Source organism: Lelliottia jeotgali (genome assembly GCF_977070485.1).
Genome location: NZ_CDRVFO010000004.1, coordinates 1 through 25,558 on the forward strand (window position 1 = coordinate 1; position 25,558 = coordinate 25,558).

At 61.9% G+C, this 25,558-nt stretch carries 17 protein-coding genes; 9 read left to right on the top strand and 8 right to left on the bottom strand.

Annotated elements, in window-relative coordinates; all coding sequences use genetic code 11:
• Nucleotides 1-97: 97 nt before the first annotated feature.
• From ACW4TB_RS07190 to wecB, 4 genes are read right to left on the bottom strand one after another with little or no spacing between them, the layout of a single operon-like run.
• Entirely contained in the window at nt 98-937 is an 840-nt protein-coding gene (locus ACW4TB_RS07190; RefSeq protein WP_012314784.1) for a DUF4434 family protein, read from the bottom strand.
• A complete protein-coding gene (locus ACW4TB_RS07195) occupies nt 937-3,939 on the bottom strand; it encodes a phage receptor (protein WP_279931044.1) in 3,003 nt (1,000 codons plus the stop codon). Before ACW4TB_RS07195 ends, ACW4TB_RS07190 begins: the two co-directional genes overlap by 1 nt.
• On the bottom strand, nt 3,936-6,110 hold the full coding sequence (nfrB, locus tag ACW4TB_RS07200; protein ID WP_012314782.1) for a cyclic di-3',5'-guanylate-activated glycosyltransferase NfrB: 2,175 nt from the start codon (nt 6,108-6,110) through the stop codon (nt 3,936-3,938). Before nfrB ends, ACW4TB_RS07195 begins: the two co-directional genes overlap by 4 nt.
• On the bottom strand, nt 6,107-7,261 hold the full coding sequence (gene wecB, locus ACW4TB_RS07205) for a non-hydrolyzing UDP-N-acetylglucosamine 2-epimerase (RefSeq protein WP_012314781.1): 1,155 nt from the start codon (nt 7,259-7,261) through the stop codon (nt 6,107-6,109). Before wecB ends, nfrB begins: the two co-directional genes overlap by 4 nt.
• A 188-nt stretch (nt 7,262-7,449) precedes the next feature.
• On the opposite strand from wecB, the gene ACW4TB_RS07210 reads away from it, so the two are divergent.
• Together ACW4TB_RS07210 and ilvA are read left to right on the top strand one after the other, a co-directional pair.
• Entirely contained in the window at nt 7,450-7,881 is a 432-nt protein-coding gene (locus ACW4TB_RS07210) for a PACE efflux transporter (protein ID WP_012314780.1), read from the top strand.
• Between the two features lie 184 nt (nt 7,882-8,065).
• The gene (gene ilvA / locus ACW4TB_RS07215) at nt 8,066-9,628 is read left to right on the top strand and encodes a threonine ammonia-lyase, biosynthetic (RefSeq protein ID WP_012314779.1); all 1,563 of its coding nucleotides are present in this window, start codon (nt 8,066-8,068) and stop codon (nt 9,626-9,628) included.
• 95 nt (nt 9,629-9,723) lie between these two features.
• On the opposite strand, the gene ACW4TB_RS07220 is transcribed toward ilvA, so the two are convergent.
• The 3 genes from ACW4TB_RS07220 to ACW4TB_RS07230 all read right to left on the bottom strand — a co-directional run bounded on the left by ACW4TB_RS07220 (nt 9,724) and on the right by ACW4TB_RS07230 (nt 13,183).
• On the bottom strand, nt 9,724-10,911 hold the full coding sequence (locus tag ACW4TB_RS07220) for a hypothetical protein (protein WP_012314778.1): 1,188 nt from the start codon (nt 10,909-10,911) through the stop codon (nt 9,724-9,726).
• 63 nt (nt 10,912-10,974) lie between these two features.
• Complete coding sequence (locus ACW4TB_RS07225; protein WP_012314777.1) at nt 10,975-11,442, bottom strand: VOC family protein; 468 nt, start codon at nt 11,440-11,442, stop codon at nt 10,975-10,977.
• A 121-nt stretch (nt 11,443-11,563) separates the two neighbouring features.
• The gene (locus tag ACW4TB_RS07230) at nt 11,564-13,183 is read right to left on the bottom strand and encodes an NADP-dependent glyceraldehyde-3-phosphate dehydrogenase (RefSeq protein WP_279931052.1); all 1,620 of its coding nucleotides are present in this window, start codon (nt 13,181-13,183) and stop codon (nt 11,564-11,566) included.
• Between the two features lie 138 nt (nt 13,184-13,321).
• Between ACW4TB_RS07230 and ACW4TB_RS07235 the strand changes: the two genes are divergently transcribed.
• Nucleotides 13,322-14,923, top strand: a complete 1,602-nt coding sequence (locus ACW4TB_RS07235) for a putative bifunctional diguanylate cyclase/phosphodiesterase (RefSeq protein ID WP_279931054.1) — start codon at nt 13,322-13,324, stop codon at nt 14,921-14,923.
• 6 nt (nt 14,924-14,929) lie between these two features.
• Here ACW4TB_RS07235 and ACW4TB_RS07240 read toward each other — a convergent pair whose 3' ends face one another.
• On the bottom strand, nt 14,930-18,718 hold the full coding sequence (locus ACW4TB_RS07240; protein WP_279931056.1) for a leucine-rich repeat domain-containing protein: 3,789 nt from the start codon (nt 18,716-18,718) through the stop codon (nt 14,930-14,932).
• A 313-nt stretch (nt 18,719-19,031) separates the two neighbouring features.
• Between ACW4TB_RS07240 and ACW4TB_RS07245 the strand changes: the two genes are divergently transcribed.
• From ACW4TB_RS07245 to ACW4TB_RS07270, 6 genes are all read left to right on the top strand, one after another.
• Nucleotides 19,032-20,180 (top strand): hypothetical protein, encoded by a 1,149-nt coding sequence (locus ACW4TB_RS07245; protein WP_279931058.1) that lies wholly within the window; start codon nt 19,032-19,034, stop codon nt 20,178-20,180.
• Between the two features lie 75 nt (nt 20,181-20,255).
• Nucleotides 20,256-21,374, top strand: a complete 1,119-nt coding sequence (locus ACW4TB_RS07250; protein ID WP_012314772.1) for a glycosyltransferase family 61 protein — start codon at nt 20,256-20,258, stop codon at nt 21,372-21,374.
• Between the two features lie 338 nt (nt 21,375-21,712).
• Nucleotides 21,713-21,889, top strand: a complete 177-nt coding sequence (gene eppA, locus ACW4TB_RS07255) for an EPS-associated small membrane protein EppA (RefSeq protein WP_012314771.1) — start codon at nt 21,713-21,715, stop codon at nt 21,887-21,889.
• Between the two features lie 303 nt (nt 21,890-22,192).
• Nucleotides 22,193-22,750 carry a polysaccharide biosynthesis/export family protein gene (locus ACW4TB_RS07260; RefSeq protein ID WP_279931063.1) on the top strand — a complete coding sequence of 186 codons (558 nt, stop codon included), beginning with the start codon at nt 22,193-22,195 and terminating at the stop codon, nt 22,748-22,750.
• Nucleotides 22,751-22,931: 181 nt separating this feature from the next.
• Complete coding sequence (locus ACW4TB_RS07265) at nt 22,932-23,891, top strand: hypothetical protein (RefSeq protein ID WP_455842929.1); 960 nt, start codon at nt 22,932-22,934, stop codon at nt 23,889-23,891.
• Nucleotides 23,892-23,911: 20 nt separating this feature from the next.
• Nucleotides 23,912-25,480, top strand: coding sequence for a GumC family protein (locus tag ACW4TB_RS07270; RefSeq protein WP_012314768.1), 1,569 nt, complete (start codon nt 23,912-23,914; stop codon nt 25,478-25,480).
• Nucleotides 25,481-25,558: the final 78 nt, after the last annotated feature.

A 25,558-nucleotide genomic window follows, 5' to 3' on the forward strand; every position in this document is an offset into this window, starting at 1 on the left:
GCTGCGAACAGTCAGAAGCCGGCTTTAGGTCCCACCCACCCCTTCGAGTCCTACCATACAAGCCGGCTTGCCGGCGATGAGGCAGGTGCAGGCAGTCTCAGTTCTGCTGCAGAACACCCCGAGCCCAAGGCCGATAGCGCAGGGCAAACACTGCCTCGGCATGGCATCCGCCGGTCAGCTTCGGTTGCGCAGCCTGCGCCTTGAACGCCTGCCCCGGCGCACTCACCTGGCGAAACGCTTCACGCACCACGCCCACGCGGCAAGGCAAAGCCTGTTCATAGCTTTGGCGCACCAGCGCCGGTAGCCGCCCGGTGCCGGTGCCGTCCTGCCACCAGACGCTCACACCCAGGCCTGCGAGCTGGTCCAGCCACGCGCCATTGACCCGCGGCGCCAGTTTGCCGGCAGTGAAGGCACTGATGTGCAGCGGTTTGTCCAACTGTTGGTTGAATGCTTGCAACTGGCTGTACAGCGCCTGGCGACGGGCTGTGTCGCGAAAGTGCAGGTCGTCCAGCTCCATCGGCAGGTACCAGCCAGCCACCTCTATTTGCCAGTGCTGACGCACCTGCCGGTACTGGCTCAGGGATCTGCCCAGTTGGGCTTTCCAGTAGCTGCTCAGCCCATCACCATCGAGTGCTTCGATGCGCTGATAATAGGCCGGGTCCATGTACAGCCCGAGCACCAGTTGCAGGCCCTGGGTATGCGCCTCGCGCAAGCTGTTGGCCAGCCAGCCTTGGGCACCACCGAAGTCGCTGTCGCCATAGGCGCTCCACTGTACGATCACGGTCTTGCCGCCCTGAGCCACGGTGGCACGCCACAGTTGCTGCCATTGGGCGGGGCTGACGCTGGCGTCACTGTTCAGCGGTTGATAGAACAGGCGCTGGTCGGCCAGGACCGGCAGGCTCAGTGCAAACAGGCAGATGGCCAGAAAGGTACGCATCAGAAGCTCATCTCCGCGCCGACCAGCACACCATTGGCGCGCTGGTAAAGGTTGCCACCCAACGACTGCTGATACTCGGCGCGTACTTTCAGCGAGCCGCGGTAAGCGTTGTAGCGGTCATCGTCGAACCACCATTGCCAGCGCACCCCCACGCCGGCGCGGGCATCTTGGCGCCAGTCGTTGCTGGGATCCTGGCTGGAAAACTCGAGGAAGCCATAGGGCATGAGGGTTTGCGGCGAAGTGCCGGGCAATTTCCAGGCATGGCCCTGCTGGTAACGGGACAGCCAGGCATGGTCACCGGCACGGGTCCACCAGGCAGCGTCGAGGTAGAGGAAGCGCTCGTTCCAGTCGTCCTCGTCTACCCGCCAATCGTTGCGCCAGTCACCTTGGTCAAGAAACGAGGCAGTGGCGCGCAGCAGCAGGTCGTTGCTCGACTCTGCGTTGTGGCGCAGATCACCCCAGTTGCCACCGATCTTGGCCGGGCTGAGCAGCTCACCGAGGCTCAGGCCGCTGTAATGCTCGGCATCGATCTGCCGTTGATGGTAGAGCTCGGCGTACAGGTTGAGGTTGGCCTGGCCGAACGGTTTGTAACGCAGGCCGACACCGGTGCCCATGCTCTGGGCGTAGTCGGTACGGCTTTGGCCGCCGAACAGAACGCGGCCGTACACCGACAATGTGCTGCCATTGCGGCTGGGCTCTTCGCCCAGGGCATGGTCCCACATGGCCAGTTGAACGTTTTGCGACTGTGCACGGCGCGAACTGCCGCTGCGCACACCGTTTTCGAGGAACCGGTCGTTGGTCGAGGTGCCAGCTGGCGACCAGGTGCTGGCCAGCGTCACGGTGTCACGCCGCGACAGGGTTTCGTGGGCGCGCCGCTGGCGGTATTTACGGGCATCGAGGCTGCCGTATTCATCGTCGCCGTCGACCAGGTCCTGCTCCACATCGATCACCCGGCGCAGCTCGCGGCGGGCAGATGCACTGTTTTCGGCTTCGTCATAGCGCACGGCCAGGGTCTCGCCGAGGCGGTAATCCTCGGGGAAATCGACGGTGGCGCGCTCCAGATACGGGATCGCCTGGCGGCGCTCGGCCTTGTCTGGCGAGCTGGCCAGGCGCATGCCGTAGTCGGCGCGATAGCGTGGTTGGTTGGGGGCCAGGCGCACCGCTTCGGCTAGCCAGGCAGTGCTCTGGGCGCTGTCGCCGGCCTGTTGTGCGGTGCCGGCGGCCGCGTAGTAGTGGTCGGCGCGAGGGGTGTGTGCCAGCGCCTGGCGCTGAAAGCCAAGGGCGGCCTGCAGGTCCCCCTGGCGCTGGGCGATGGCGGCGCCCAGTGCCCAGTCGTCGGCGCGGGTATGCGCGGCGGCGTCCCAGTAGCGGCGGGCAGCTTGCGGGTCGCCCGCGTTCAGCGCACCTGCGGCGGCGGTCAGGCGGGCGTTGTCGTTCCAGGCGCTGTCCGGCAGGCTGCGCCAGATTGGCAGGGCTGCGGTGGAGTCACCTGCAGCCTCTAGGGCATAGGCCAGTGGCAAGCGGTTGCCACTGTCGCCCAGGCGCTCGGCGGCCTGGTAGTAGACCACCGCTTCACCCGGCTGTTCGGGCATGGCGCAGCGCCCCAGTGCACGGTATTGCCCGGCTTCGCTGGGGGTTGCCGGCATGGCCCGGCGTACGGTGTCGCATTGCCCGGCCTCGGCCAGGCGGCCCAGCAGCTGGCCACGGGTATTGGCATCCACCTGGGGGATCAGGCTGAGCATTCTGCGGCTGTCCAGCTGGCCGTCCTGGCGAGCATAAAGGTTGCCCAGGCGCTGCAGCAGTGAGGGTGTCAGACGTCCCTGGCGCCGGTCGTAGGCCTGCTCCAACAAGGTTCGGGCGCGCTCGTCGTGGCCTTGCCGCACCAGCAGGAAGGTTGCTTGTTCAAGCGCGGCCAGCTCGCCCGTGCGCCGGTAACGTTGCTCCCACTCGGCGGCGGTGCGCGGTTGGGGCGGCGCTGCCGGGTTGCCGTATAGGCGCTGCTTGAGTATTGCGTAGGCTCGTGGTTCGGCGCCTGCAGAGCAGTCTTTGAACTGTTCGCGGGCAATGTTCGGGTCGTGCCGTGAAAGCCAGTCGACCGTCTCCAGGCAGGGCCGCTGCAGCTCGTTGCTCAGGCGCCTGAGCAGCGGCGCATCGTTGCCTTCGCGGGCCAGCTCCCAGAGCTGCTGGCGCTGCTCGGGCTGTTGCAACTGCTCGGTGGGCAGTGTTTGCAGCCAGCGCTGTGCCTGTTTGTTGTAGCCCATTGCGATTGCGCGGTTGGCCATGGCCAGCCGGGTCTGGCTGGCCATCTCGGGGGAAGGCGCGCTTTGCAGCAAGCGGGTCAGGCCCTTTTCATCGACCTGCTGGACGTAGGCGTTGGCCAGGCGCTGCCAGGCATCGGCCGGCAATTGCCCCCTGTCGGCCAGAGGCTGCAGTTGATCGATGGTGGCATTCCAGTTGCGCAGTTGCTCGGCGAAATTGGCCCTGGCCAGGCGCAGCACCTGGCCATCGCCGCGTGGTGGCAACTGGCTCAGCCAGTCCAGGGCCCTGCCGGCACCGCCGAATTTGGCCAGGCTCAGGCTGTAGGCCTGCCACAGGCGTACCCGGTGTGCGCCGTCAGCTGTGGCCAACCAGCCCTCCACCTGGCTGGCCGCGGGTGGGTCCTGCTCGATCCAGGTCAGGCGCAGCTCGAGCAGGGCGTCGGCATTCTCCGTGCCGCTGCCGAGCTGCTCGGCCAGTGCTTCTGCTTCCTTGTAGCGGCGCTGGTGGGCCAGGGCCTCGACCAGCAGCGCGCGCGCTTCATCGTTGTTCGGCACCCGCCCCAGTACATGGCGTGTCAGGCGCTCGACTTCGGCCCAGTTGTCTCTCTTCGCTTCGCGGTAACTGCGTTCCATGAACGGATAGCTGGTGAACCGCTGGAAATCGGTCATGGGCGCGGCCAAGGCAGGCAGGGCGGTGGTGCACAGCAATAGCCCGGTGAATGTGAGGGTAACGCGCGGCTTCATGCCACCTCCCTGATCAGGTCAAAGGCGGCCTGCTGTTCGCTGGCCTGTTCTTCGAGCGCCTGCTGCAACACGAGCTCGGTGATGATGCCGCGCGCGATCAGGTGTTCGCCAAGGCTCTGTTGCTCGGGATCGAAGTCGATCAGGGCCTGGTTGAACAGGGTCACCGGGACCATGCCGCGCACCTGCAGCAACGCACCGAGCATGACCTGGTGGATACTCACCTGCTCGATCAGTTCGGCGTTGTCCTGGTGCCGTTCGAGCACTTCGAGCATCTGCCGGGTCTGGTCTGTCTGCCAGGGGCTGGGATAGTGGTAGCGCAGGCCCAGGGTCACCCGGCCTTGGGGTGCCAGGCGGCAGCTGACCGGGCGTTTGAGCTGGCGGCTGATCACCCCCAGCGAGACCTGGCTGACCGGGCTCTCGCTGGCCAGCACCAGCGTATTGCCGTCTTCGGCCACCGGCAGCACGCCGTAGTGCGTGGCCAGCCGGCGCGGCAGCAGGGCGATCAGTTGCGGGTCGAGTTTGAACGGGTTGAGCGGTGCCCATGGCAGGTCGAGCTGCTCGGCCAGGGTCTGCACCAGCTGTTCGCTGGTCAGCCAGCCACGCAGCAGCAGCTCGCGGCCCAGGCGCCGCCGCACCGGGCTGGTGATGGCCTGCTCGAGCTGCGCTTCGCTGATGTAGCCCTTGGCGACAAGGCGGTGGCCCAGCGGGGTGCGGGCCGGTGAGGCGATGGCGGGGAACTCGTGCGTGGTCTTGTCCCAGGCCACTCGGCGTGAATCGCCCATCTCCATCACTTGGCGCAGGGCGCGCAGGTTGGCAAAGAAGTTGACGAAGTTGCTCCACATCATCCGGGGTGCCGACAGCAGCCCCTCGCCGATGCCGTAATAGCGGGTGACGAACCAGCCGCGCTGGAACAGGCGGTTGATCAGCATCAGGCCGTTGAGCCAGAGCAGTGTGGTCAGGAGCTGGCTGTCGCTGAGGATTGACATGAAGCGCCAGGACTGCGGCGCAATCACCGTAACCAGCCACATGGCCAGCAGCACCAGCAGCAACAGGTTGACCAAAAAGCCCAGCAGGTAGGCGAACAAGCCCCGGCGGTCCCGCCAAAGGAAGTAGTTGAGCGCGCCTGTTCGGCTCCAGCCCAGGTTGCTGGTGCCCTGGAACACGATGCCGACGATCCAACGAGACTTTTGCCGAATGGCATGCTGCCAGTCACGCGGGAAGTGCTCGCGCACGCAGATCACTTGGGCGAACTCGCGGCTCATGCCGGGGCGCCATTCGTGCTTGAGGGCCAGCGCAGGGTCGGTGACCGAGTAGCGGGCAAAGATGCACTTCATGCCTTTTTGCTTCAGGCGAAAGCCGATGTCGTAATCCTCGGTCAGGCTCTGCACGTCGAAGGCGATACCGTCACCGTCTTCGAGCAGGGCGCTGATGGCGCGGCGGCTGAAACAGGTGCCGACACCGGCACTGGGCACCTGGCCGGTAAGCGCCTCGCGGACAATGACGTCCTTGCCGTGGTTCTCGGCGAACTCGTCTACGTAGTGTCCGGCGGTAAAGCCCTTCCATTGCGGCGCGTATGGGTACACCGGGATCTGGATCATGTCCTTGGCGGGCAGCAGGTAGTTGAACAGCCGCAGCTCCATGGGCGAGATCACGTCCTCGGCGTCATGCAGGATGAAGCCTGCGAACTCGATGCGTGCGTCGTCCTGGAAGCGCAGAATGGCATCGATGATGTTGTTCAGACAGTCAGCCTTGCTGGTGGGGCCGGGGCGGGCGCAGACCACCTTGTGCACGTTGGGGTAGTGCAGGCACACGGCATCGACGTCGGCCTGGGTTTGTGGGTCGTTGGGGTAGGTGCCGACAAAGATCTGGTAGTTCTCGTAGTCGATGGTCGAGGCCGCCAGGCGCGCCATTTCTCCCACCACGCCCACTTCGTTCCAGGCCGGGACCATGATCGCCAGGGGTTTTTCCGGCACCTCGAACAGCCGCTTCTCGTCGGCCCTGGCGTACTTGTCATAGATACGCAAATGACGGAAAAGCTTGCGGCACCAGTAGCACAGGTCGATGAACAGGTCGTCCAGGCCGAGCAGGAACATCAGTGCGGCGAGGATGATCGCCAGGATCTTGAGGCCAAACAGTACGTAGGTAAGAAAATCGATGAAAGCCAGGCTCATGCGTCATCCCGTTTGATTACGCTTTCCTCGAACCAGCGGCTCAGGCGCTCGGCGATGATTTCGCTGGCGTGGCCGTCACCGAATGGGGTGAATACGCGGGCCATGCGCGCGTAGGCCTGGTCATCGTCCAGCAATTGGCTGGTTTCCTTGACGATGCGCTCGGTCTGCGTGCCGACTAGCTTCACCGTCCCGCCTTCGAGCACTGACGGCCGTTCGGTGACCTTGCGCAGCACCAGTACCGGCTTGCCCAGAGCCGGGGCCTCTTCCTGGATGCCACCGGAGTCGGTGAGGATGATGTGGGCGCGGTTCATCAGCCATACGAAGTGCTGATAGTCCTGCGGTGCTATCAGGTGGATATTGTCACGTCCCGAGAGCAGGCCGTAGACCGCTTTCTGCACTTGCGGGTTGAGGTGTACGGGGTAGACGAACTGCACATCGGGGTAGCGCAGGGCCAGTTCAGCCAGGGCCAGGCAGATACGTTCGAAACCGGCGCCGAAGTTTTCCCGACGATGGCCGGTGATCAGCACCATGCGCTGATCGTCGTGCAGGTTGTGCAAGGGCGATTCGGCGGCGGGGTGCCACGCAGTTTCCTTCAGGTATTCGCGCATCCACAGCAAGGCGTCGATGACGGTGTTGCCGGTCACCTCGATATGTTCCAGCGGCACGCCTTCGCGCAGCAGGTTGTCGCGGGCCTTGGTGGTGGGCGCAAAGTGCAGGTCGGTGATCACGCCAGTCAGGCGCCGGTTGGCTTCCTCGGGCCAAGGTTGCTGCAGGTTGCCGGTACGCAGCCCGGCCTCGACGTGGCCGATGGGGATGTGCCGGTGGAATGCGGCAAGGCCGGCGATGAAGCTGGTGGTGGTATCGCCGTGGACCAGAACGATCTTTGGCCTGACCTGTTCATAGGCCTTGTCGATCGAGTCCAGCAGGTCACGGGCAAGGCCGTTCAGTGTCTGATTCTGGGTCATCACCTTGAGGTCCTGATCGACGCTGAGGCCAAAGGCGGTCAGCACTTGTTCGAGCATCTCGCGGTGTTGGCCGGTGGAACAGATGTGCAGGTCGATGTCGGGCCACTCACGCAGGACCCTGGCCAGTGGGGCCATCTTGATCGCTTCTGGGCGGGTACCGAATACCATCATGACGGTGTTGGCCATCGTGTTGTTCCTCGTACGATTCCCTGGACGAAGGTGCGCGACCTCGCGCCGCTTGCAATGGATAGATACAAGCAGTCAGGTGCCGGGTTGTCCAATGCACGCTCGTGCGGGGACAGGCCAGGTATTCAGGCTTTTGCTTGCCTGCGGCTTCTAGTAACGTGGTAAGCCTTTTCGATAGGGAGCCGAACATGCAAGGCAAGGCACGCAAGATCGTCCAGGCCATTCTCTACGAGGCCATCGCCGTGGCCTGTGTGGCGCCGGCGCTGGAACTGGCGTTCGGTGCCGGCATGGCCCAGTCGACCGTGCTGTCAGTGTTGATGTCAGGCATTGCGATGAGCTGGAACATGGGCTTCAACTGGGCTTTCGAGCGCTGGGAGGCGCGCCAGCGCCAGCGTGAACGTACCTTCATGCGCCGGCTGCTGCATGCCTTGGGCTTCGAAGGCGGGCTGGTGGTGATCCTGCTGCCGCTGGTGGCGTACTGGCTGGATGTCAGCCTGTGGGCAGCGTTGCTCACCAACATGGCGTTGTTCGTGTTCTTCTTCGTCTATGCGTTCGTGTTCCAGTGGGGGTTCGACAAGGTGTTCGATGTGCCGCTCTCGGCACAGCAAGCCAAGTGTTGACACGCCGAGGTTCAGCGGGATAAGTTCCCACCCCATGAACACTCTCCCGCATGTGAACGCCATTATTATTACCGCCATTATCAGTTTGGCGGGCTAGCGCGTACGTGCACCGAACCCGCCCTGGAGGCGGGTTTCTACTCTTCGACTCCTGGGCAACGTGAAAACAGCCAAGGAGTTGCACCCGATGACCAGCCTCAACGTCAGCCCCCGTACCCCGCTTACCCCTCAGCAGCTGCTGTCGGAGCAGGTGCGGCGCATTCTGTCTGCGCCGGTGTACGACCTGGCCATCGAGACCCCCCTGCAAGCGGCACCAGCGTTGTCTGCCAGCCTGGGCAACCAGGTATTGCTCAAGCGCGAAGACCTGCAGCCCACGTTCTCGTTCAAGATCCGCGGTGCCTACACCCGGCTGGCGCGCCTGACCCCCGCTCAGCGCGAGCGTGGGGTGATCACCGCATCGGCAGGCAACCACGCCCAGGGTGTGGCGCTGGCGGCCTCCCATCTGGGCATCAAGGCGACCATCGTCATGCCGACCACCACACCTTCGCTGAAAATCGAAGGTGTACGTTCACGGGGTGGGCATGTGGTGCTGCACGGTGAAAGCTTCCCCCATGCGCTGGCCCATGCACTGACCCTGGCCGACAGCGAAGGCGCGACCTTCGTGCCGCCTTACGATGACCCTGACGTGATCGCCGGGCAGGGCACGGTGGGCATGGAGATCCTCCGCCAGCAGCCGGGTGCGCTGGATGCCATCTTCGTGCCGGTCGGGGGCGGTGGCCTGGTTGCAGGGATCGCCGCGTACGTGAAGTACCTGCGCCCCGAGGTCAAGGTGATCGGCGTCGAGCCGGAAGACTCCAATTGCCTGCAGGCCGCCATGGCTGCGGGCGAGCGGGTGATCTTGCCGCAGGTGGGCACCTTCGCTGATGGCGTGGCGGTCGCCCAGGTCGGTGCGCATTGTTTTGAACTGTGTCGGCATTTCGTCGATGAGGTGGTGACCGTCAGCAGCGATGAGCTGTGTGCAGCAATCAAGGACATCTATGACGATACCCGTTCGATCACCGAGCCGTCTGGCGCGCTGGCTGTTGCGGGCATCAAGAAGTACGTGGCCCGCGAAGGCGCACAGGGACAGACGCTGGTGGCGATCGACTCCGGTGCCAACGTCAACTTCGACCGCCTGCGTCATGTGGCCGAACGCGCCGAACTGGGTGAGCAGCGCGAGGCGATCATTGCCGTTACCATCCCCGAGCAGCCAGGCAGCTTCCGGGCCTTCTGTCAGGCGCTGGGCAAGCGCCAGATCACCGAGTTCAACTATCGCTACTACCCCGGTAAGGAAGCACGCCTGTTTGTCGGGGTGCAGACGCACCCGCTGCACGACCCCAGGGAGAAACTGCTGGCAAACCTCGCCGAGCAGGGTTACAGCGTGCTCGACCTGACCGACAACGAGCTGGCCAAGCTGCATGTGCGCCATACCGTGGGTGGCCATGCGGCGTCGGGGGCCGATGAGCGGGTGCTGCGCTTCGAGTTCCCGGAACGGCCGGGCGCATTGTTGGGCTTCCTGGAGCGGCTGGGCAAGCGCTGGAACATCAGCCTGTTCCATTACCGCAACCATGGCGCGGCCGAGGCGCGGGTGTTTGCCGCGCTGGAAGTGCCCGAGGATGAGCAGGCAGGGCTGCCGCTGGCGCTGGACGAGATGGGCTATCGGTACTGGGATGAGACCGAGAATCCCGCTTACAAGCTGTTTCTTGGGTGATCGGACGCTGTTGAGATCGAAGGCTGCTCGGGTGGCGCCCGATCTCAACAGCCCCGCAACATCCAATCCATACGCCAGCCGCCTCAACTGCTATCTCAGCGCTCGCGCATGAAGAACCCGGCCACAAACTTGCGGAATGTCTCCAAACTCTTGAAGTCGGCGTACCGCTTGAAATTCTCGGCATCCGGTTCCGGCCCGACTGGCTGCTCCAGCAGCGACACCGACAGCACGCGGTCCTGGTCGGAGGTCAGCACCAGTTCATCCATCACCTGGCCACCGATCACCGGCCTGCGCATCTGCACCTTGACCCCCTTGCTGGCCATCCAGTCGATCAACGACACCAAGGCCTTGAGCGGTTCACGTTCCTCGTCGCGGTAAACCGGGAACAGGTGAGCGCGCGACAACACTGGCACGCTGGCCACGTGGATCAGCTCGTAGAAGTGACTGCCTGCGGTGGTGGGCGAGTACAGGATCAGCGCCAGCAGCGGCCCAGACACCCGGCTGCCACCCCAGTACAGGTGATGCCCCTGGAAGTCGAAGCCATCCTCACTGCGGTTGTTGAACAGCTTGCGCCCCTTGATCTGCTCGACGCAGTCGAGCAAAAGGCCATGGCGGCGATGGTTGCCGAATACGGTAGCTTCGCGCAGGCGGGCCTTGAGCATCATCATGTGCTTCATGTCCAGCCGGGTTTCAAGGTAGTTGCTGGCGGGCACGCGTTCGAGCAGGGGGTAACGGCTGGCGACACTGCGCAACTCGGCAAACTGCGCGGTGAGGTCCTTTTTCAGGTGCGTGGCATACAGGTTCAGGCCGCTGGTTTCAATCCAGGTCAGCAACAGCGAGAGCAGGCGCTGTTGCTCTCGGCGTTCGCTGCCGTCCTGGGCAGCTCCACTGTTTTCGCTAGCTTTGCGAAAGTCACCGAGCAGGCGCAGTGGCGTGTCAGGGGGCAGCCAGGCGGCGGGCGGGGCCGGGTCTTGCTCGCGTTCGGCGGCCTCACGCTCGTCCTTGCTGAACGGGCAGCCGGGCGCATGCTCGGCGGTGCCGGGGTTGTTCTTGAGAAACAGTGTGCCGGTGCTGCCATTGAGGGTGACATTGAGCACCGGCAGGGCGTCCTTGCGGCAATCGCAGGCCAGCCACTGGTTGGCGCTGCGCACCTTCATCAGCAGCTGGTTGGCCTGTAACAGGCCGGGGCCAATGAGGGTGCCGGTGGCGAATGCCTGCAGCAGTTCCTCTTCGGCCGGGGTCAGGCTACGTACCTGCGCGGCGGTTTTGTCGATGATTCGCATGAAGCAGCTCCAAGCTACGAGCCACAAGCTTCAGGCAAAGTCGCGCCGCTTTCAACCAATCGCTCAGTTGCCTGCGAACAGTTTGGCGGCGCGGGCGCGGATTTCTTCGGGGCTGAGGTCTTCTTTGTGGGTAGAGACGAACCACATGTTGCCGAACGGGTCTTGCAACGTGCCGCTGCGGTCGCCGTAGAACTGGTCCTTTACCTCATGCAGCTGGGTGGCCCCTGCTGCGATGGCCTGGGCGTAGACCTTGTCGCAGTCCTCCACGTACAGGTGCAGACCAACGGCGACACCACTGAGTGACTGGCTGGACGTCAGCCCTCCAGCCATGTCGCACGGGTCGGCGAGCATCAGCGAAGAATCACCGATCTTCAGCTCGGCGTGCCCTACGCGGCCGTCCGGGCTTTCGAGACGGAACATTTCGACCGCGCCGAAGGCTTGCTTGTAGAAGTCGATGGCCTTGGCGGCATCCTTGATGCCCAAGTAGGGGGTAATGCTGTGCTGGCCTTCTGGAATCGGGCGGGCTGCCATGTTCGACACTCCTCTGAAATGGATGCGAAAGGGGCAGGTTGCGCCCCTGTTGCATGGAGTCGGTCAGGCAGCTCGAAAATCGACAGCTCAGGTAGATCGTTTGGCTATAGGCAGGGCCCGTTCAGAAGATGTAATCGGTGGTGAGGAAGGTCGACTGCCGATTACGGATGATCTCGCTGATCAATTCCTTGTTGGACTCCTGGAAGCGGGTGGCGACCAAGGTGCGTATAGAGAACACGCGCAGGGCGTCATGCACCGACAAGGTACCCTCGGCGCTGTTCTTGCGACCATTGAAGGGATAGGTGTCCGGGCCGCGCTGGCACTGGGCATTGAGGTTGATACGGCCGACCTGGTTGGCAAAGATGTCGACCAGACTGCCGATGGTCTTCGGGTCGTTGCCGAACAGGCTCAACTGCTGGCCGAAGTCGGAATCGAGCACGTAGTCGATCACCGTCTGCAGGTCGCGGTAGGGCACCACCGGTACCACGGGGCCGAATTGCTCTTCGTGGTACACCCGCATGTCACCGGTTACCGGGTAGAGCAGGGCAGGGTAGAAGAACGAACCGCGACTGTTCCCGCCCCCCTCGTTGACCACCCGCGCGCCTTTGGCCGTGGCATCGGCCACCAGGGCGTCGAGGTAATCGACTTTGCCCGGCTCCGGCAGCGGCGTCAGGGCCACCCCCGGCTCCCAGGGCATGCCAGGCTTGAGTGCGGCGAGCTTGCGCTGGAACTTGTCGAGAAACGGTTCGACCACGTCTTCATGGACGAACAGGATTTTCAGTGCGGTGCAACGCTGGCCGTTGAACGACAGCGCGCCGGTGACCGCTTCTTCGACCGCATTGTCCAGGTCTACCTGGGGCAGCACGATGCCGGGGTTTTTGGCATCGAGCCCCAGAGCGGCGCGCAGGCGGTGCGGGCGCGGGTGGAGCTTTTTCAGGTCGCTGGCGGCCTTGTGCGTGCCGATGAAGGCGAACACGTCGACCTTGCCGCTGGCCATCAAGGCACTGACCGTTTCGCGGCCGCGGCCATAGATGACGTTGATCACCCCCGGCGGGAAGCTGTCACGGAACGCTTCGAGCAGCGGGCGAATCAACAGCACGCCGAATTTGGCCGGTTTGAACACCACGGTGTTGCCCATGATCAGCGCGGGGATCAACGTGGTGAAGGTTTCATTGAGCGGGTAGTTGTAAGGCCCCATGCACAAGGCCACGCCAAGCGGCGCGCGGCGGATCTGGCCGAGCGTGCCCTGTTCGAGTTCGAAGCGGCTGGAACGGCGGTCGAGGTCTTTCAGGGCGTTGATGGTGTCGACGATATAGTCGCAGGTGCGATCGAACTCCTTTTCGGAGTCCTTGAGGTTCTTGCCGATCTCCCACATCAGCAGCTTGACCACGGCCTGACGCTGTTCGCGCATGCGCGCAAGGAAGGTTTCGACATGCTGGATGCGTTCGGCAACACGCATGTTCGGCCAGGCACCGCGGCCTTTGTCATAGGCCTGCACGGCGGCGTCCAGTGCCGTCAGTGCCGTATCAGCATCGAGCAACGGGGCGCTGCCGAGGATGACCTGTCGCTCGCCGTCACCTTCCTTTAGCCAAACCGGGCTGCGCACGGTGGCCAGCGGGCCGTCCCAGCGCCTCAGCTCGCCATTGACCAGGTAATCGCGTTGCTCCAAGGGTTCACCCAGCTGCCAGGGGGTGGGTACATCCCCGGCAGCAGGAAATAGCGAATCGAGCAGGTGGTCCATGTGTACTGCACCTCACAAGTCTGGGTAGGTGAATCGCTTCAGCTTCGAGGATGCACCCGCCGAAAGAAAAATACCAGTCTGGCTCAATATTGCCCGCAGTGCGCCGATACAGAAGCAATCGAGCGCATACGAAGGCCTATGATCCCGTCCAATTCCCCACTACCTGATGAGCCGCCGCCCACCGGCCTGCTGCGCCGCTCCCTTGGCAGCCTGATGCCGGTGGGTTTTGCCCTGGCCGGTATCGCCCTGTCGGTGCTGCTGGGCCAACTGGATGTGCAACGCCAGCCTGACGGCCTGATGGCCAGCCCGCTGGTCTCGCCGCTGCTCTGGTTCGCCCTGGCCTGTACGGGCTTGACCAGCCTGTTCCTGGCCCTGATCAACCGCAAGCAACGCCAGCTGCAGCAACGCAACCGAGAACTGCGCAGCTCCCAGGCGCAACTTGAGCGGCTGGCCCATTACGACACGATCACCGGCTTGCCCAACCGCGTGCTGTTCCAGCAGCAACTGGCGGATGCAATTCTCCAAGGCGATGGTCTGGCTGTGCTGATGCTGGACATCGATGGTTTCAAGCAGGTGAATGACAGCCTCGGCCATGCCATGGGCGACCTGTTGCTGCAGCAAGCCACCGCGCGGTTCCTGCAGGAGCTGGACTCGGCTGACCGGGTGTGCCGCCTTGGCGGCGACGAGTTCGTTTTCATGTTGCGCGGCACCCAGGGCCAAGTCAGCCACCAGGTGGCCCACCTACTGCGCTGCCTGCAACGCCCGTTCGACCTCAATGGCAGTACCGCACTGGTCACCGGCAGTATCGGCCTGGCCAGGTGTCCGCAGCACGGTGAGGATGTTGGCAGCCTGCTGCGTCACGCCGATACGGCGATGTATGCAGCCAAGGAAAGCGGGCGCAACGCATGGCGCCCTTACCACACAGATATGACTGCCCGCCTGCAGCAGCGCCTGGAGCTTGAGCGCAATCTGCGCCGTGCCTTGCAGGCGAACGAGTTCGAGCTCTGGTATCAACCCAAGGTTGACCTGTTCAGCGGCTGCCTGCAGGGTGTCGAGGCATTGTTGCGCTGGCGCGACCCTGTACATGGCCTGGTGTCACCTGCCGAGTTCATCCCGTTGGCAGAGCGCACGGGCTTGATCATTCCGCTGGGCGAGCGGGTATTGGCGCTTGCCTGCGCGCAGATGGCTGCCTGGCGCGACGAGGACCGTATACCCGGGCCAATGGCGATCAACGTGGCGGCGCTGCAGATCGAACGCAGCGACTATGTCTCCAGCCTGGCCCAGGCGCTAGAGTGTCACGGCCTGGCGCCAAGCCTGCTGGAAGTGGAAATCACCGAAAGTCTGCTGATGGAAAGCCAGCAACAGGCCTGTGAGGTACTGGCCCAATTGCAGGCCATGGGCGTGACCACGGCAGTGGACGACTTCGGCACGGGTTATTCGTCACTGGCTTATTTGCGAGCGCTGCCGATCGATCACCTGAAGATCGATCGTGCGTTCATCAAGGACCTGCCGGACGATGACGATGCAGTGGCCGTCGCCCGGGCGATCATCGACCTGGGCCATGCGCTGGGCTTCCGGATCACTGCCGAGGGCATTGAAACCCAGGAACAGTATGACTTCTTGCGCAATGCCGGATGCGACCAGGGGCAGGGCTATCTGCTGGCCCGGCCGATGCCGGCGGCGGATCTTGCTCGCTGGCTGGCGACCCGTGCCGAGCGGGGTCGCCAGGGCAGTGTCTGAAGCGGTTCAGAGATCCAGCAGCATGGCAGCCGGCGAATCCAGCGCCAGCTCGCGGAATGCGGGGTCTGCATCCATGCGTTCGAGGCAGCGCCACAGTGCCTCCAGGCCTGCATCGAAGTCATCGAAATCAGCAATGTCCTCGATCAGCTGGCGCAACTCTCGACGGTAGTGCAATGGCACCCGCGACCAGAGCTGCAGTCGCCGGGCACTGGCTTCGGCCAGCAGTGGCTGGTAGTCGATATCGGACACCAGCAGGTCGGCACCATGTAGCTGGTAATAATCTTCAATCTGCTCGCGAATGGGCAGGCCTAGCCCCGGGCTTTCCAGGGCCAAGGCATTGGCGCTGGCCACAGGCAGGGTAAACCCCCGTGGAAGGCGCTGGAACTGGTTCTCGGACAGGTCGATGATCAACACCGACTCCAGTCGTTGAAGGCCTTGGGGGAGTTCGGTCAGGTCGCAGTTGACCATGAACACCGAACCGAGCCTTGGAAGGTTCTGCAGGTTCGGCGCGTGGAGCAACGGGTTCTGGGACAGATCCAGCACCCTCAACCCACTCAGTCGCTCCAGTGCTGCCTGCGCGCGTGCGTCCCAGCTGATGCGGTTATATTCAAGGTCAAGCCATTGCAGGTTACCGGGTACCGGAACCTCTGGAACCGCGGCGAAGCGACAACGGCTCAAGGTCAGGCGCTGCAGTTCGGGCATGCAATGCAGCCATTGTGCGGGCAACTCGCTCAGTGCGCTGTTACCGCTGAGGTCAAGGTCCGCGATGTGGCTGAAACCCGCTGGCAGCGCGAGGGCCGCCAAGTCGCTGTTTTCAAGTTCGAAGTTTTTCAGGTCGAGGGAGTGGATGCGCTGGCCGGTGGACAACACACGTATCGAATTTTGCTGCCAGGCGTTGAGCATCCTGCGCACGGCGGGCTGGCGCCGGGGAACGGCCGTTGCCCATCGATCGAGGTCGGAGCGTAACTGTCTCAAGGCGTCTTCACGAATGCGCAATTCTGTCTCCGCAGAGCGCATCGTGTTACTCCAGTCTGCCTGTAAGCGCTCGACCTGCTCCTGGGTGATGCTGGGGTAGAGCCTGCGCAAGCGCGCCGGCACGCTTTGGTTGAAGAACGGTGAGCTGGGTGCCAGTGGAGCGACAGGTGCGCCACCGCGCAACCTGTGACGCAGGGTAGGGCGCTTGGCCTGCGGCCCCCAGAGGCGCATTGGCCATTTCTCCCGCTCGGCAGCGGCCAGGCGTTGCGTGCGCTCACCCAACGCTTCAGCGCTGCCCCACACCTCTTTGAGTTGCGATGGCGCTGCGGTGTACAGCGCCTGGTATGCGTCGGTATGCACGGGCCCGGCTTCCGGGCGCTCGCCCTTGAAGACTTCGTACCCCATGCCAGACCTGAGCAACACGCAACGCTCGCTGGCCTGTTCCTCACCGATGGCCGCCAGTACGCGACCCTCGGGATTGGCTTCGCGAATTTCCAGGCGCAAGTGTTCTGGCCAGCTGGAGTGCCGCTCAATGCAGGCGAGTAGCAGGCGCTCGCTGTTGCTGTCGGCCAGGCGTGGCTGGTATAGACCTTCCAAGGCACGGGCCAGGGGTAAATCGCGGGTAATCTGCTCGGCTTGCTGGTGTAGCCAGGCGGGTAGTGCACCCTGCGAGTGCCAATCGGCCAACGCCTCTGGCGAGAGTCGTGTCAGCAGGCGCCTGGCCAGGGGTGGGGTCAACTGCGCATAGGTCTCGCACAACCGCTGTTCGGCGGTGCTCGCCGTACGCCGGTAAATGCTCGTCAGTGCCGCACCGTCCAGCTTGGGCATTTGCCGGGCCAGCGTAAGACGCTCCAACGTATCGGCAAGCAGTGCAGGCGTGGCCTCGCCGGCCAGATGTACTGCCTGCAAACGTGCCCGGTCCACGCCACTAATCACCATCGCCTGCTGCAGTTGCACGTCGTCCAGCGTATCCACGGGCAGGCCTAGGCGACGTATGCACTGGCTGTCGGACCAGTCCTGAGGTGTCTCGTGCTCCCCCCGCCACGCGCCCTCGCCATTGTGTTCCAGCAACGGTCGGTAGGCCTCGGGATCACTTGGGTGGACAACCCTCCAGCGTTGGTCGGTACCATCCTGGGCAATTTCGTACTGTTGGCCATCCATCCGGATGAACTGCCTGCCTTGATGGGCTTGTAACCCTTGCGGGTTAGCTTCGAGTTCTGCAGGTAACTGTACTGTACTCGCATAGCCTGTCAGGTCCGCACGCCAGAGTCGCTTGCTGCCGTCCTGCAGCTTCACCGGTTCAAGGCTTTCCATCAGCGCGCTGTTGAACAGCTTCGGCAGCACCTTGCCTGCTGCATGCAACCCGCCGATGGCAGCAAGGTTCAAACCGACCGTCTCGATGTGCTGCAAAGCCAGATGGCGGTCGCCGATGCTCCACGCCTGGTAACCCTCGATCACCTCCCCAAGCAACTGACAGGTGATTACCCCTGTCAACAGGGTGCCAACTCCGGGTATGAAGAAACCTGCAACCATCAGCGCGTCCATGCCCATGCTTTGCCACTGGGCAATGCGCCGTTGGTGCGCTTGCTTGTCGACCTCTGCGGTAGGCACTGCCACGGCTGCGGCCTCGGCCTTCAGGCGTGCCACATGGTCGTCATAGAGGAAAGCCAGCAGTGGCGCCTCGATGGGGGCAAGGGTCAGGTGCAGGTCGGCTCCCTCGCGCATCGACCACAGTTGATCCGTGGGGCTGGTACCTGCGGCGTCGAGGTTCTGGTGCAGCAGGTCGAGGAAGCGATAGCACTGCAATGATGATACGTATCGCTGGAAACCGCGTCGGTAATCTGCTTGCAGCAAATGGGTGGCGAGATGCGCATGCACGCCTGCAAGGCCGGGGAACTGCAGCAGGCGCTGCTCATCACCCGGCAGGTACAACAACAGCCCCGCCTGCCCAGCGTCAATGATCAGTACTTCGTGGAGCGTGATGCCGAACAGCGATGGCTGCCAGCAGCGCACGGGAGCCTCGGCCAAAAGCTCTTCGATGACATCACGGCCGGTGCCGGTGATGGTGTGGCGCAGGAAAGCCATGTCGGCGGCCAGGTGCAGGCGATCGCGCAGGGTCGTCATCGAGTCTGCACGTACCGGGCTTGAAGGGGTTTCGAAGATCGTCTGCAGGTGTTCCTGATAACGCTGCCCAATATCCAGGTCACGGCAACTGCGGGCGAAGTCGTTGGGTGTGAGCGGCAGCGGCTTGAGACGGTATGACTCGGACGGTAGGTCGATATCAACCAGCGTGTCGCTGTCGCCCAATGTGGTCTGGCCGACGACCGTGGTGGCTTCGCACTGTGCATCACCGGCTAGTGCCAGGGCACTGTCATGGCTGAACGTGGCCTGTTCTTCAAAGTTGTGCAGGGCGGCTTCGAGCAGGCTGGTCGCTTTGTGGTCGCTGACGTAGGTGCCGAAACTGAACCTGTGCTGAATATGGATGAGCTGGGTGGTGCGCAGCGGGACTGACAATTGGTGCGCGGCCTTCAGTCGTTGATCGAGCAAGGCTTCGGCAAATTCGGCAACGTTCTGCAGCCCCGCAAGGGCACGCGCCAGTTGGTATTGCGAGTTGTCCAGGCGGCGCTGGCTGGCAAGCACTGCTTCGCGCAGGTCAGGTGCAGCATTGGCGAACCATGGCGCTTGACCATCCAGGCCTTGCTCGGGCAACACGCTCTCGCGCAAGCGCTGCCAGTGCTCAGGTTGCACAGTTCCGGCCCAGGCCGGTAGCTGATCCTGGATCAGTTGCTGATGAGGGTTGTGGAGGGCGAGATCAGTCATCGTCGGTACCTGCATAAGAGAAAGAGCCGATAGCAGGCACCGTTTGCACCGCAGCGGTGAGGTAGTTAATTACCCATTGCAGCAATCAATGGCTCAACGCGTGCAGGAAAGAAAATTGACGTCATGAAATGAAGGCAGGCGATTGCAAAACGCCGCTTGCTAATACGCGAGCTTGCATCTTAAATTGTTACTGAATGTTAGGCCGGCAAGGGGCAATGTTGTCGTCTAATCAGTCGCTTACGTCACTGTCTTGAGCAATAACCCGCTTCTCTTCCGATAAGGCCGTTTGAATTCAAAGGACGTCGAAGAAGACATGAAAGCGCACATGATGGCCGTAGCTCGAAAACTTATCTCGCCTTCGCTGCGTTACGAGATCAGAACAGTATCAAACGTGTTACGCGACATGCTTGGGCGGGCGTGCTTCTGGCACTGGGAGGTCGCCCGGTTCAGGCTGCAGCAGGAAAGCCCCTACGAAATTCTCTACATCGGCAGGAAGCAACAGCGCGAAATGGCCAAGCTGTTGATAGGCGGCAAGGTGCAACAGCAGGCACCAGAGCCCGAGGGCCCGGCGGGCAGCTTGCCCAGCCGCGTAGTAGTCAGTGAGTTACCCACTCTCGGGGCACTGTCCGTCCCGCACTACCTGAGTGCCGTTGTGCCTCTTGGGCGCTCGCTGGACGATATCACCGCGCGCTATGACAGTGAGTTGCGCCGCAGTATCCGCAAGAACCGACCGCTGTACCAGATGAGGCAAACGCTATCTGATGACGAAATAGCCATGGCCGACCGTGATCTGCTTCGGCCTTATGCGAGCGCACGGCAGGGCATTCATGCAGCACAGTTCCCCACCGAAGAGGTTTTTCGCTTGGCCAAGGGCGTAGGCCGCCTGGACTTGATCACCTTGAACGGCGAGGTGGTGGCCTGTCACCTTGGCTGTGAGATAACCCGGGCTGGCAAGCGCTACTGGAGCACCTTGCGTTTCGGCTACTGCGAAGCCGTGTTTTCCGATGCCAAGAAACTGCGTGAGGTCAATTCCATCACCACCTACATGGCGTTGGAGTGGGCCTTGGCCAATGGCTTCGACTATTACGACATCGGTCTTTGTCTGGCGCGCCCGGATGACGGGTTACTGAAGTGGAAGCGGCGGCGCGGGGGGGATATCGACTCGCTGGGCAACCACGCTTACATGTTCATCCGTCTACCGAAGACGGGAGTGGCCCGTTTTCTTTGGGACACGCCGCTGTTTGCGGTTGAGGGCAACAAGTTGACGCTGCACCTGGGTTTGCCGGAAGGGTCCAGTGATGAAGCGCTTGCAAGCCGTTATCACGAAATGGTGTTTGGCGGCTTGCACAAGATATACCTGTATGGGGCTCAAAGTTCGGGTGAGTTGTTCTTCGAGAACTTGCGTGAACGGTATGCCAACTTGAAATCACCGCCCACGATGGAAAGGGTGTTGTCCAACTAACCTAGCGTCAGAGCCGGCCTGGATAAGGACGTCGCTTGCGAGCTTTATGGCGTTCTTATTATAAGGGGGCTTTCCATGGGTAGTGATATCTCTAAGTTCAGTTCGACGCTGATCACCAGCGAAACTGTCTGGACGCTGGCCGCCTACAAACACATGGCGAGAAAGCGGATTGCCCGTAAAACCGATATCGACATAAAAAGTCGGGCGGTTAAAACCTGGGACATCGCACCTGGTGAAACCACCGTCTCTCCACCGGCGTATTTCCTGCCCAACCAGTTGGAACGCGTGACCGGTTGGGAAGCCAAGCGTTTTTTCCCCCATGTTCACCCCGCGAGCACCATGGAAGGGGGTATCCGTGCGCATCAAGGCCCGACGCGCGGCTACCTGCTAAAGGATGTCTGGCTGATTGATGGGGCGTTGTACAAAGACGACGCCAGCCATTGGCTGTCGTTGAAGCCCAGCACCTTCCCGCGGGTAACGGTGGACTACGAAATTGAGCGGGGAGCGGTGTATTGCACGCAAAACGGCAACACTTGGTTTGGTACCTGGTTGATGGAAGATTGCCCGACCTACGCACTGGCCTGCAATGAGGGCATTCCTATTACGACGGCGCCGTCGGCCAGGTTTCCATTGTTTACCCAAGCCCCCGGCTACGAGGCGTGGCTGGACATGCAGCCCTTGCGCTTGCGCAGCGCATTTTTCAAGGAGCTGGTGCTGTTCGACGACGTGAGCAACAACCGCAGCCGGCATCACCGCTACCGCGCCATGGGCGACAAGTTGCTGTCGCATGTGGACCATGTAACGCACCCTGGCGTGTTCATTCTGCGTGGCTGTGAAGGCCAATTGCGGTTGATGCGCAACGAACTTGAGGTCGCCGAACACTTGCGCAGGCACCGTGGCTTTCGTGTCATCGACCCACTCAGATGCGATGTGCCCACCATCGTTGCGGCTTGCGCGGGGGCCAGGACGGTGATTGGGGTAGAAGGCAGCCAGCTGGTTCACGGTGTCAATGTACTGCGCTCAGGCGGTTCGTTGCTGGCGCTGCAGCCACCGAACCGCTTCGTCAGTTACTACAAGTACCTGACTGACCGTGACCACCAGCATTTTGGCTTCGTTGTCGGCACGCCGCAGGGTGATGGCTTCACGATCGATATTGATGAGGTCGAACGTACCCTTGATCTTTTTCCGTCATAAGCGTGACGCTAAGCGCAATGATTCTCAATGTTTCTCGCCTATGAAACACATCGTGCAAGTCGCGCCCCGGTGCGACTACCCGCACGCTCGCCGTGGTGGGACACTGATGAATGTTTATTTTTATGTGATATCAATGAGTTGCTTCAAGCGCCAGAGGTTGAAAGATACCAGCATCTTCTGCATGTCGATTATTTGACGAGTCGAGGGGCAGTCGATTGAGATTTATTATGGTGTCGGAACGTTGACGTAATGGCATCGTGCCCATAAGCTCCAATCAACAGCGATTCATTCCTCCGCCAAAAACCCATAATAAATTTTCCTCTTCGTAGGAGGGGACCATGCGCTCAACACTGTTCATCAAATCCATCTTTCTGTTGGTGTTATTGAGTGGCGCGGCACGGGCGGCTGATTCTTATATGAGCCAAACAAATATCGTTCCTTTGGCGACGGCAGGCTGGGTGTTTGCGTTTGCGGTGATCGGTTTTGTCGCAGTTGCCAACAGAAAGAAAATTTGAGGCCGTTGTTGTTGCATTTACGATCAACTTAACCGTGCTGCCAGTGAATTGACGCTAAATAAAGGGTGTTTACGTCGAAGACGGAGTCAGCCGCTTGTCAATTTTACAGCTGTTGCTATATTCCAGTAGCTGACGCCCCAGGCGCACATTGGCAGTGGCAGGCGACGCGGCATTGCGGTAAAGGGCCTCCTGGATGCTTGAGGCCGTCGCAGCGCTGTAACGGCTGCGAAGTGGAGCGAGAGGTTTAGTGTCGTTCTCATTCAGTGCTCTTGAACCTGGGCCGCAAGGCCGGAGGGATCCCTCATGGCGCGTTTGCTGATTTCCATATTCTGCGTTTTCGTTGCTTGGTCCGGCAGCAGTGTTGCTGATCAGGGCAACTCGGCTTATCTGCTCAGCCCCGGTGACAGGGTGCTGATTTCGGTCTGGCAGGAGGATACCCTTCGCCAGGAAACCGTCGTACTTCCCGATGGCAGCATCACCTTCCCTCTGGCAGGCCGAATCGACGTGGCCGGCCTGGACGTCACAGCGGTTGCCGATAAGGTCACTGCCGGCCTCAAGCCCTACTTGGCCGATCCTAATGTAAGCGTCGTTGTTACGGGCACGGCGGGCAACCTTGTGTATGTGCAAGGCAAAGTCATCAAGCCAGGCCCGGTACCCATGGCAGGCCCTACGGCGGTGCTTCAGGCGCTGAGCATGTCGGGTGGAATGGACAAATTCGCCGACGAAAGCGCCATCAAGGTCATCCGCGGCAGCGGCCCATCACAAAAGGTATTGCCGGTGCGCTACAAGGATCTGGTTTCTGGGCGCGACATGTCCACCAACTTCCAACTCCAGGCTGGCGATACGCTGGTCGTACCTTGACCCTTCCAATATATAAGAATCTCTAGTGCCTATTTTTCGACCAACGAATATTGCAACGGCAATCATGATGTTGCCGTTGTCTGGGGTGGTTCACGCCGCCATTTGGCAATCTTCAGTCGTGGTGCCCACGTCTGTCGAGTACGACAGCAACCCATTGCTCCTGACGTCCGAGGAGAAAGGTGTGACGCGTACCATCATTGCGCCCGACTACAGCCTGATCGGTCAGTTCGACCGCGACCAGTTGCGTCTGGGCCTGGGTGTCAACGTGCTGCGCTCATCCGACCGGTCGATCGTCGATGACCGAGAAGACCCCAAGGTGAGCCTGGGCTGGCAGCGCGAGACCGAGACTGGTGGCTTTGGCTTGCTGGCGCGCTACGAGGAGAGTTCCACGCTGTCCGGTGCTGTGCAGGACACCGGTGTGGTCACCACCGACGGCACGCAGGAGATGTCCACGCTCGAGGGCAACTGGAGCAGTGCGGTGACCGAGCGCAGCACGCTGGCCAACGTCCTTACCTATTCGCATGCCCGTTATGACATCAGTTCGCTGACCGGTTACGACGAGCTGTACAACACATCGACATGGACCTACGCCTGGAGCGAGCGCACCGACATCATCACCGGTTTCGACGCCAGGCGTTATGAACCGCAGGACGATACCACCGCGGTGTCCTCCAACAGCTACAGCCCTAATATCGGTGTCAGGCACCGTTTTTCCGAACGGTTTGAAGGCGAGATGCATATCGGCGTCAACAAGACCACCGGTCCTGGCGGCGGGCGCCGCGGTGAAGGTGGCATGTCGCTGTTCTACCGGGGCGATCGTGCCGACGCAAGCTTCAGCGCAGAGCGCAGCACTGTTGCCAACGCCGAGGGCGGCTTTGCTGAACTCGACATGGTACGCGGCAGCTGGAGCTACCTGGTCACCGAGGTCGACCGCGTCGGTGTAGACGCCTCCTGGCAGGACAGCAAAGGGGTCTCGCCAAACACGTTACAAACGTATGGCATCTGGGCGAGCCGCGCATTCTCACCGGCCTGGGACCTGCGTTTCTCGTTGATGTACAAGCAGCGCCAGCAAGACGGCTTGCCCGATGCTGACGCGACCATTGCCGGATTGACGTTGACGTACAGATATCCCGACATCTGACTCTCGCACGGGTGGCCACCATGAAATCGGACTACGAGCTTTCCCTTAAAGATTACATCGCCATCATCAAGGACCGCGCCTTGTTGCTGGGGGTGAGCATCGTGGTCGTGATTGCGGCAACCATCGGGGTCGCCGTCACGGTGCCGCCCCTTTACCAGTCGACCGGCACCATCCTGGTGGAGTCGCAGCAGATTTCACCGGACCTGGTCTCGGCCAACAACAACAGTTTTGCCGATGAGCGCATCGAGGTCATTCGTCAGCGCGTCATGACCCGCGAGAACCTGCTGAAGATCATCGACAAGTACAACCTGTTCGCCGACAAGGGCAGGCGGTTCAGTGAAACCGACAAGATCGAGCAGATGCGCAGTGCAATCGTCGTGGCCACGCTCAGTACCTACGTCAAAGGGCGCGGCGAGGCGACGGTCGCGTTCACGGTTTCCTACGAGGACAAGCGCGCTGAAGTTGCCAAGGAAGTGGCCGACGAACTGGTGACGTTGTTCCTCAACGAAAACATGAAGCAGCGCACCGAACGGGCGACCGAAACCACCGAATTCCTTACCCAAGAGGCGAACAAGCTGGGCGCCGAGTTGGCTGAGCTCGAGAACAAGCTGGCGGATTTCAAGCAGGCGCATGCCAATGCCTTGCCTGAGAACCAGCAGTTGCGCATGAGCATGTTGTCGCGCTCGGAGCTGGAATTCCGCGAGGTCGATCGCGACTACAAGGCAGCCCAGGAAGAGCTGCGATACCTCGAACTGGAGCTGGCGGCCGCCAATGCGGGGGTGCCCGCGCAGACGCCTGGCGGCAGGCCTGCCTCGGCGGACCAACCGCAGGATCTGGCCAGCCTCAAGGCCGAGTATGCACGGCTGTTGACCAAGTACACCTCGGCGCACCCCGATGTGGTGGCCGTCAAACGCAAGATCGACGCGCTCAAGGCGTCGGGCGAGAAGGGCATCGCCGCTGCGGCGGCCATGAATCTGGATGCTGCCAGGGTACGCACCAAAATGGCGGCTACTCAATCGCGCATCGCATCGCTTGCCGAACAGAAACGTCAGCTGACGGCCAAGATGGAAGGCTATGAGGCCGATATTCTCGAAGCACCGCAGGTGGAGCGCGGCCTGGTAACCCTGATGCGTGACCATGACAACGCACGCAAGAAGTATGAGGAAATCCGCAACAAGGAAATGGGCGCGAAGATCACAGAAAGCCTGGAGCAGGAAAACAAGGCTGAGCGCTTCGTGTTGCTGGAGCCACCCTTGATGCCGGAAAAACCGGTCAAGCCCAACCGCAAGAAAATCGTCGCACTGGGCCTGGTGTTGGCGCCGGCAGTGGGTGGCGCGCTGGTGATGCTACTGGAAATGCTGAACCAGCGTGTACGGGGTGTCGGCGCGCTGGAAAGCGTGCTGGGCAAGCGCGTGCTGGTGGCCGTACCGTACATTACCACGCAGGCCGATGTGGCCAGGCGCCGCAAGTGGCGGGTGCTGCTGGTCATCGCCGGGTTGTTACTGGTTGCTATGCTGATGGTGGTCGTCCACGTGTTCTATATGCCACTGGACCTCTTGCTGTTTAAAGCTATGGCTCGGTTTGAATAGGGAAGCGCAGCGATGGACAGAATTACGCCGGCTATCGGAAAGAACATTCATCAGGTTTCTCCCACTCCCGCTGAAACG

Coding starts and splice junctions, on each gene's coding strand:
- ACW4TB_RS07190 (WP_012314784.1), bottom strand. CDS start 937: ATGCGTACCTTTCTGGCCATCTGCCTGTTTGCACTGAGCCTGCCGGTC.
- ACW4TB_RS07195 (WP_279931044.1), bottom strand. CDS start 3,939: ATGAAGCCGCGCGTTACCCTCACATTCACCGGGCTATTGCTGTGCACC.
- nfrB (WP_012314782.1), bottom strand. CDS start 6,110: ATGAGCCTGGCTTTCATCGATTTTCTTACCTACGTACTGTTTGGCCTC.
- wecB (WP_012314781.1), bottom strand. CDS start 7,261: ATGGCCAACACCGTCATGATGGTATTCGGTACCCGCCCAGAAGCGATC.
- ACW4TB_RS07210 (WP_012314780.1), top strand. CDS start 7,450: ATGCAAGGCAAGGCACGCAAGATCGTCCAGGCCATTCTCTACGAGGCC.
- ilvA (WP_012314779.1), top strand. CDS start 8,066: ATGACCAGCCTCAACGTCAGCCCCCGTACCCCGCTTACCCCTCAGCAG.
- ACW4TB_RS07220 (WP_012314778.1), bottom strand. CDS start 10,911: ATGCGAATCATCGACAAAACCGCCGCGCAGGTACGTAGCCTGACCCCG.
- ACW4TB_RS07225 (WP_012314777.1), bottom strand. CDS start 11,442: ATGGCAGCCCGCCCGATTCCAGAAGGCCAGCACAGCATTACCCCCTAC.
- ACW4TB_RS07230 (WP_279931052.1), bottom strand. CDS start 13,183: ATGGACCACCTGCTCGATTCGCTATTTCCTGCTGCCGGGGATGTACCC.
- ACW4TB_RS07235 (WP_279931054.1), top strand. CDS start 13,322: ATGATCCCGTCCAATTCCCCACTACCTGATGAGCCGCCGCCCACCGGC.
- ACW4TB_RS07240 (WP_279931056.1), bottom strand. CDS start 18,718: ATGACTGATCTCGCCCTCCACAACCCTCATCAGCAACTGATCCAGGAT.
- ACW4TB_RS07245 (WP_279931058.1), top strand. CDS start 19,032: ATGAAAGCGCACATGATGGCCGTAGCTCGAAAACTTATCTCGCCTTCG.
- ACW4TB_RS07250 (WP_012314772.1), top strand. CDS start 20,256: ATGGGTAGTGATATCTCTAAGTTCAGTTCGACGCTGATCACCAGCGAA.
- eppA (WP_012314771.1), top strand. CDS start 21,713: ATGCGCTCAACACTGTTCATCAAATCCATCTTTCTGTTGGTGTTATTG.
- ACW4TB_RS07260 (WP_279931063.1), top strand. CDS start 22,193: ATGGCGCGTTTGCTGATTTCCATATTCTGCGTTTTCGTTGCTTGGTCC.
- ACW4TB_RS07270 (WP_012314768.1), top strand. CDS start 23,912: ATGAAATCGGACTACGAGCTTTCCCTTAAAGATTACATCGCCATCATC.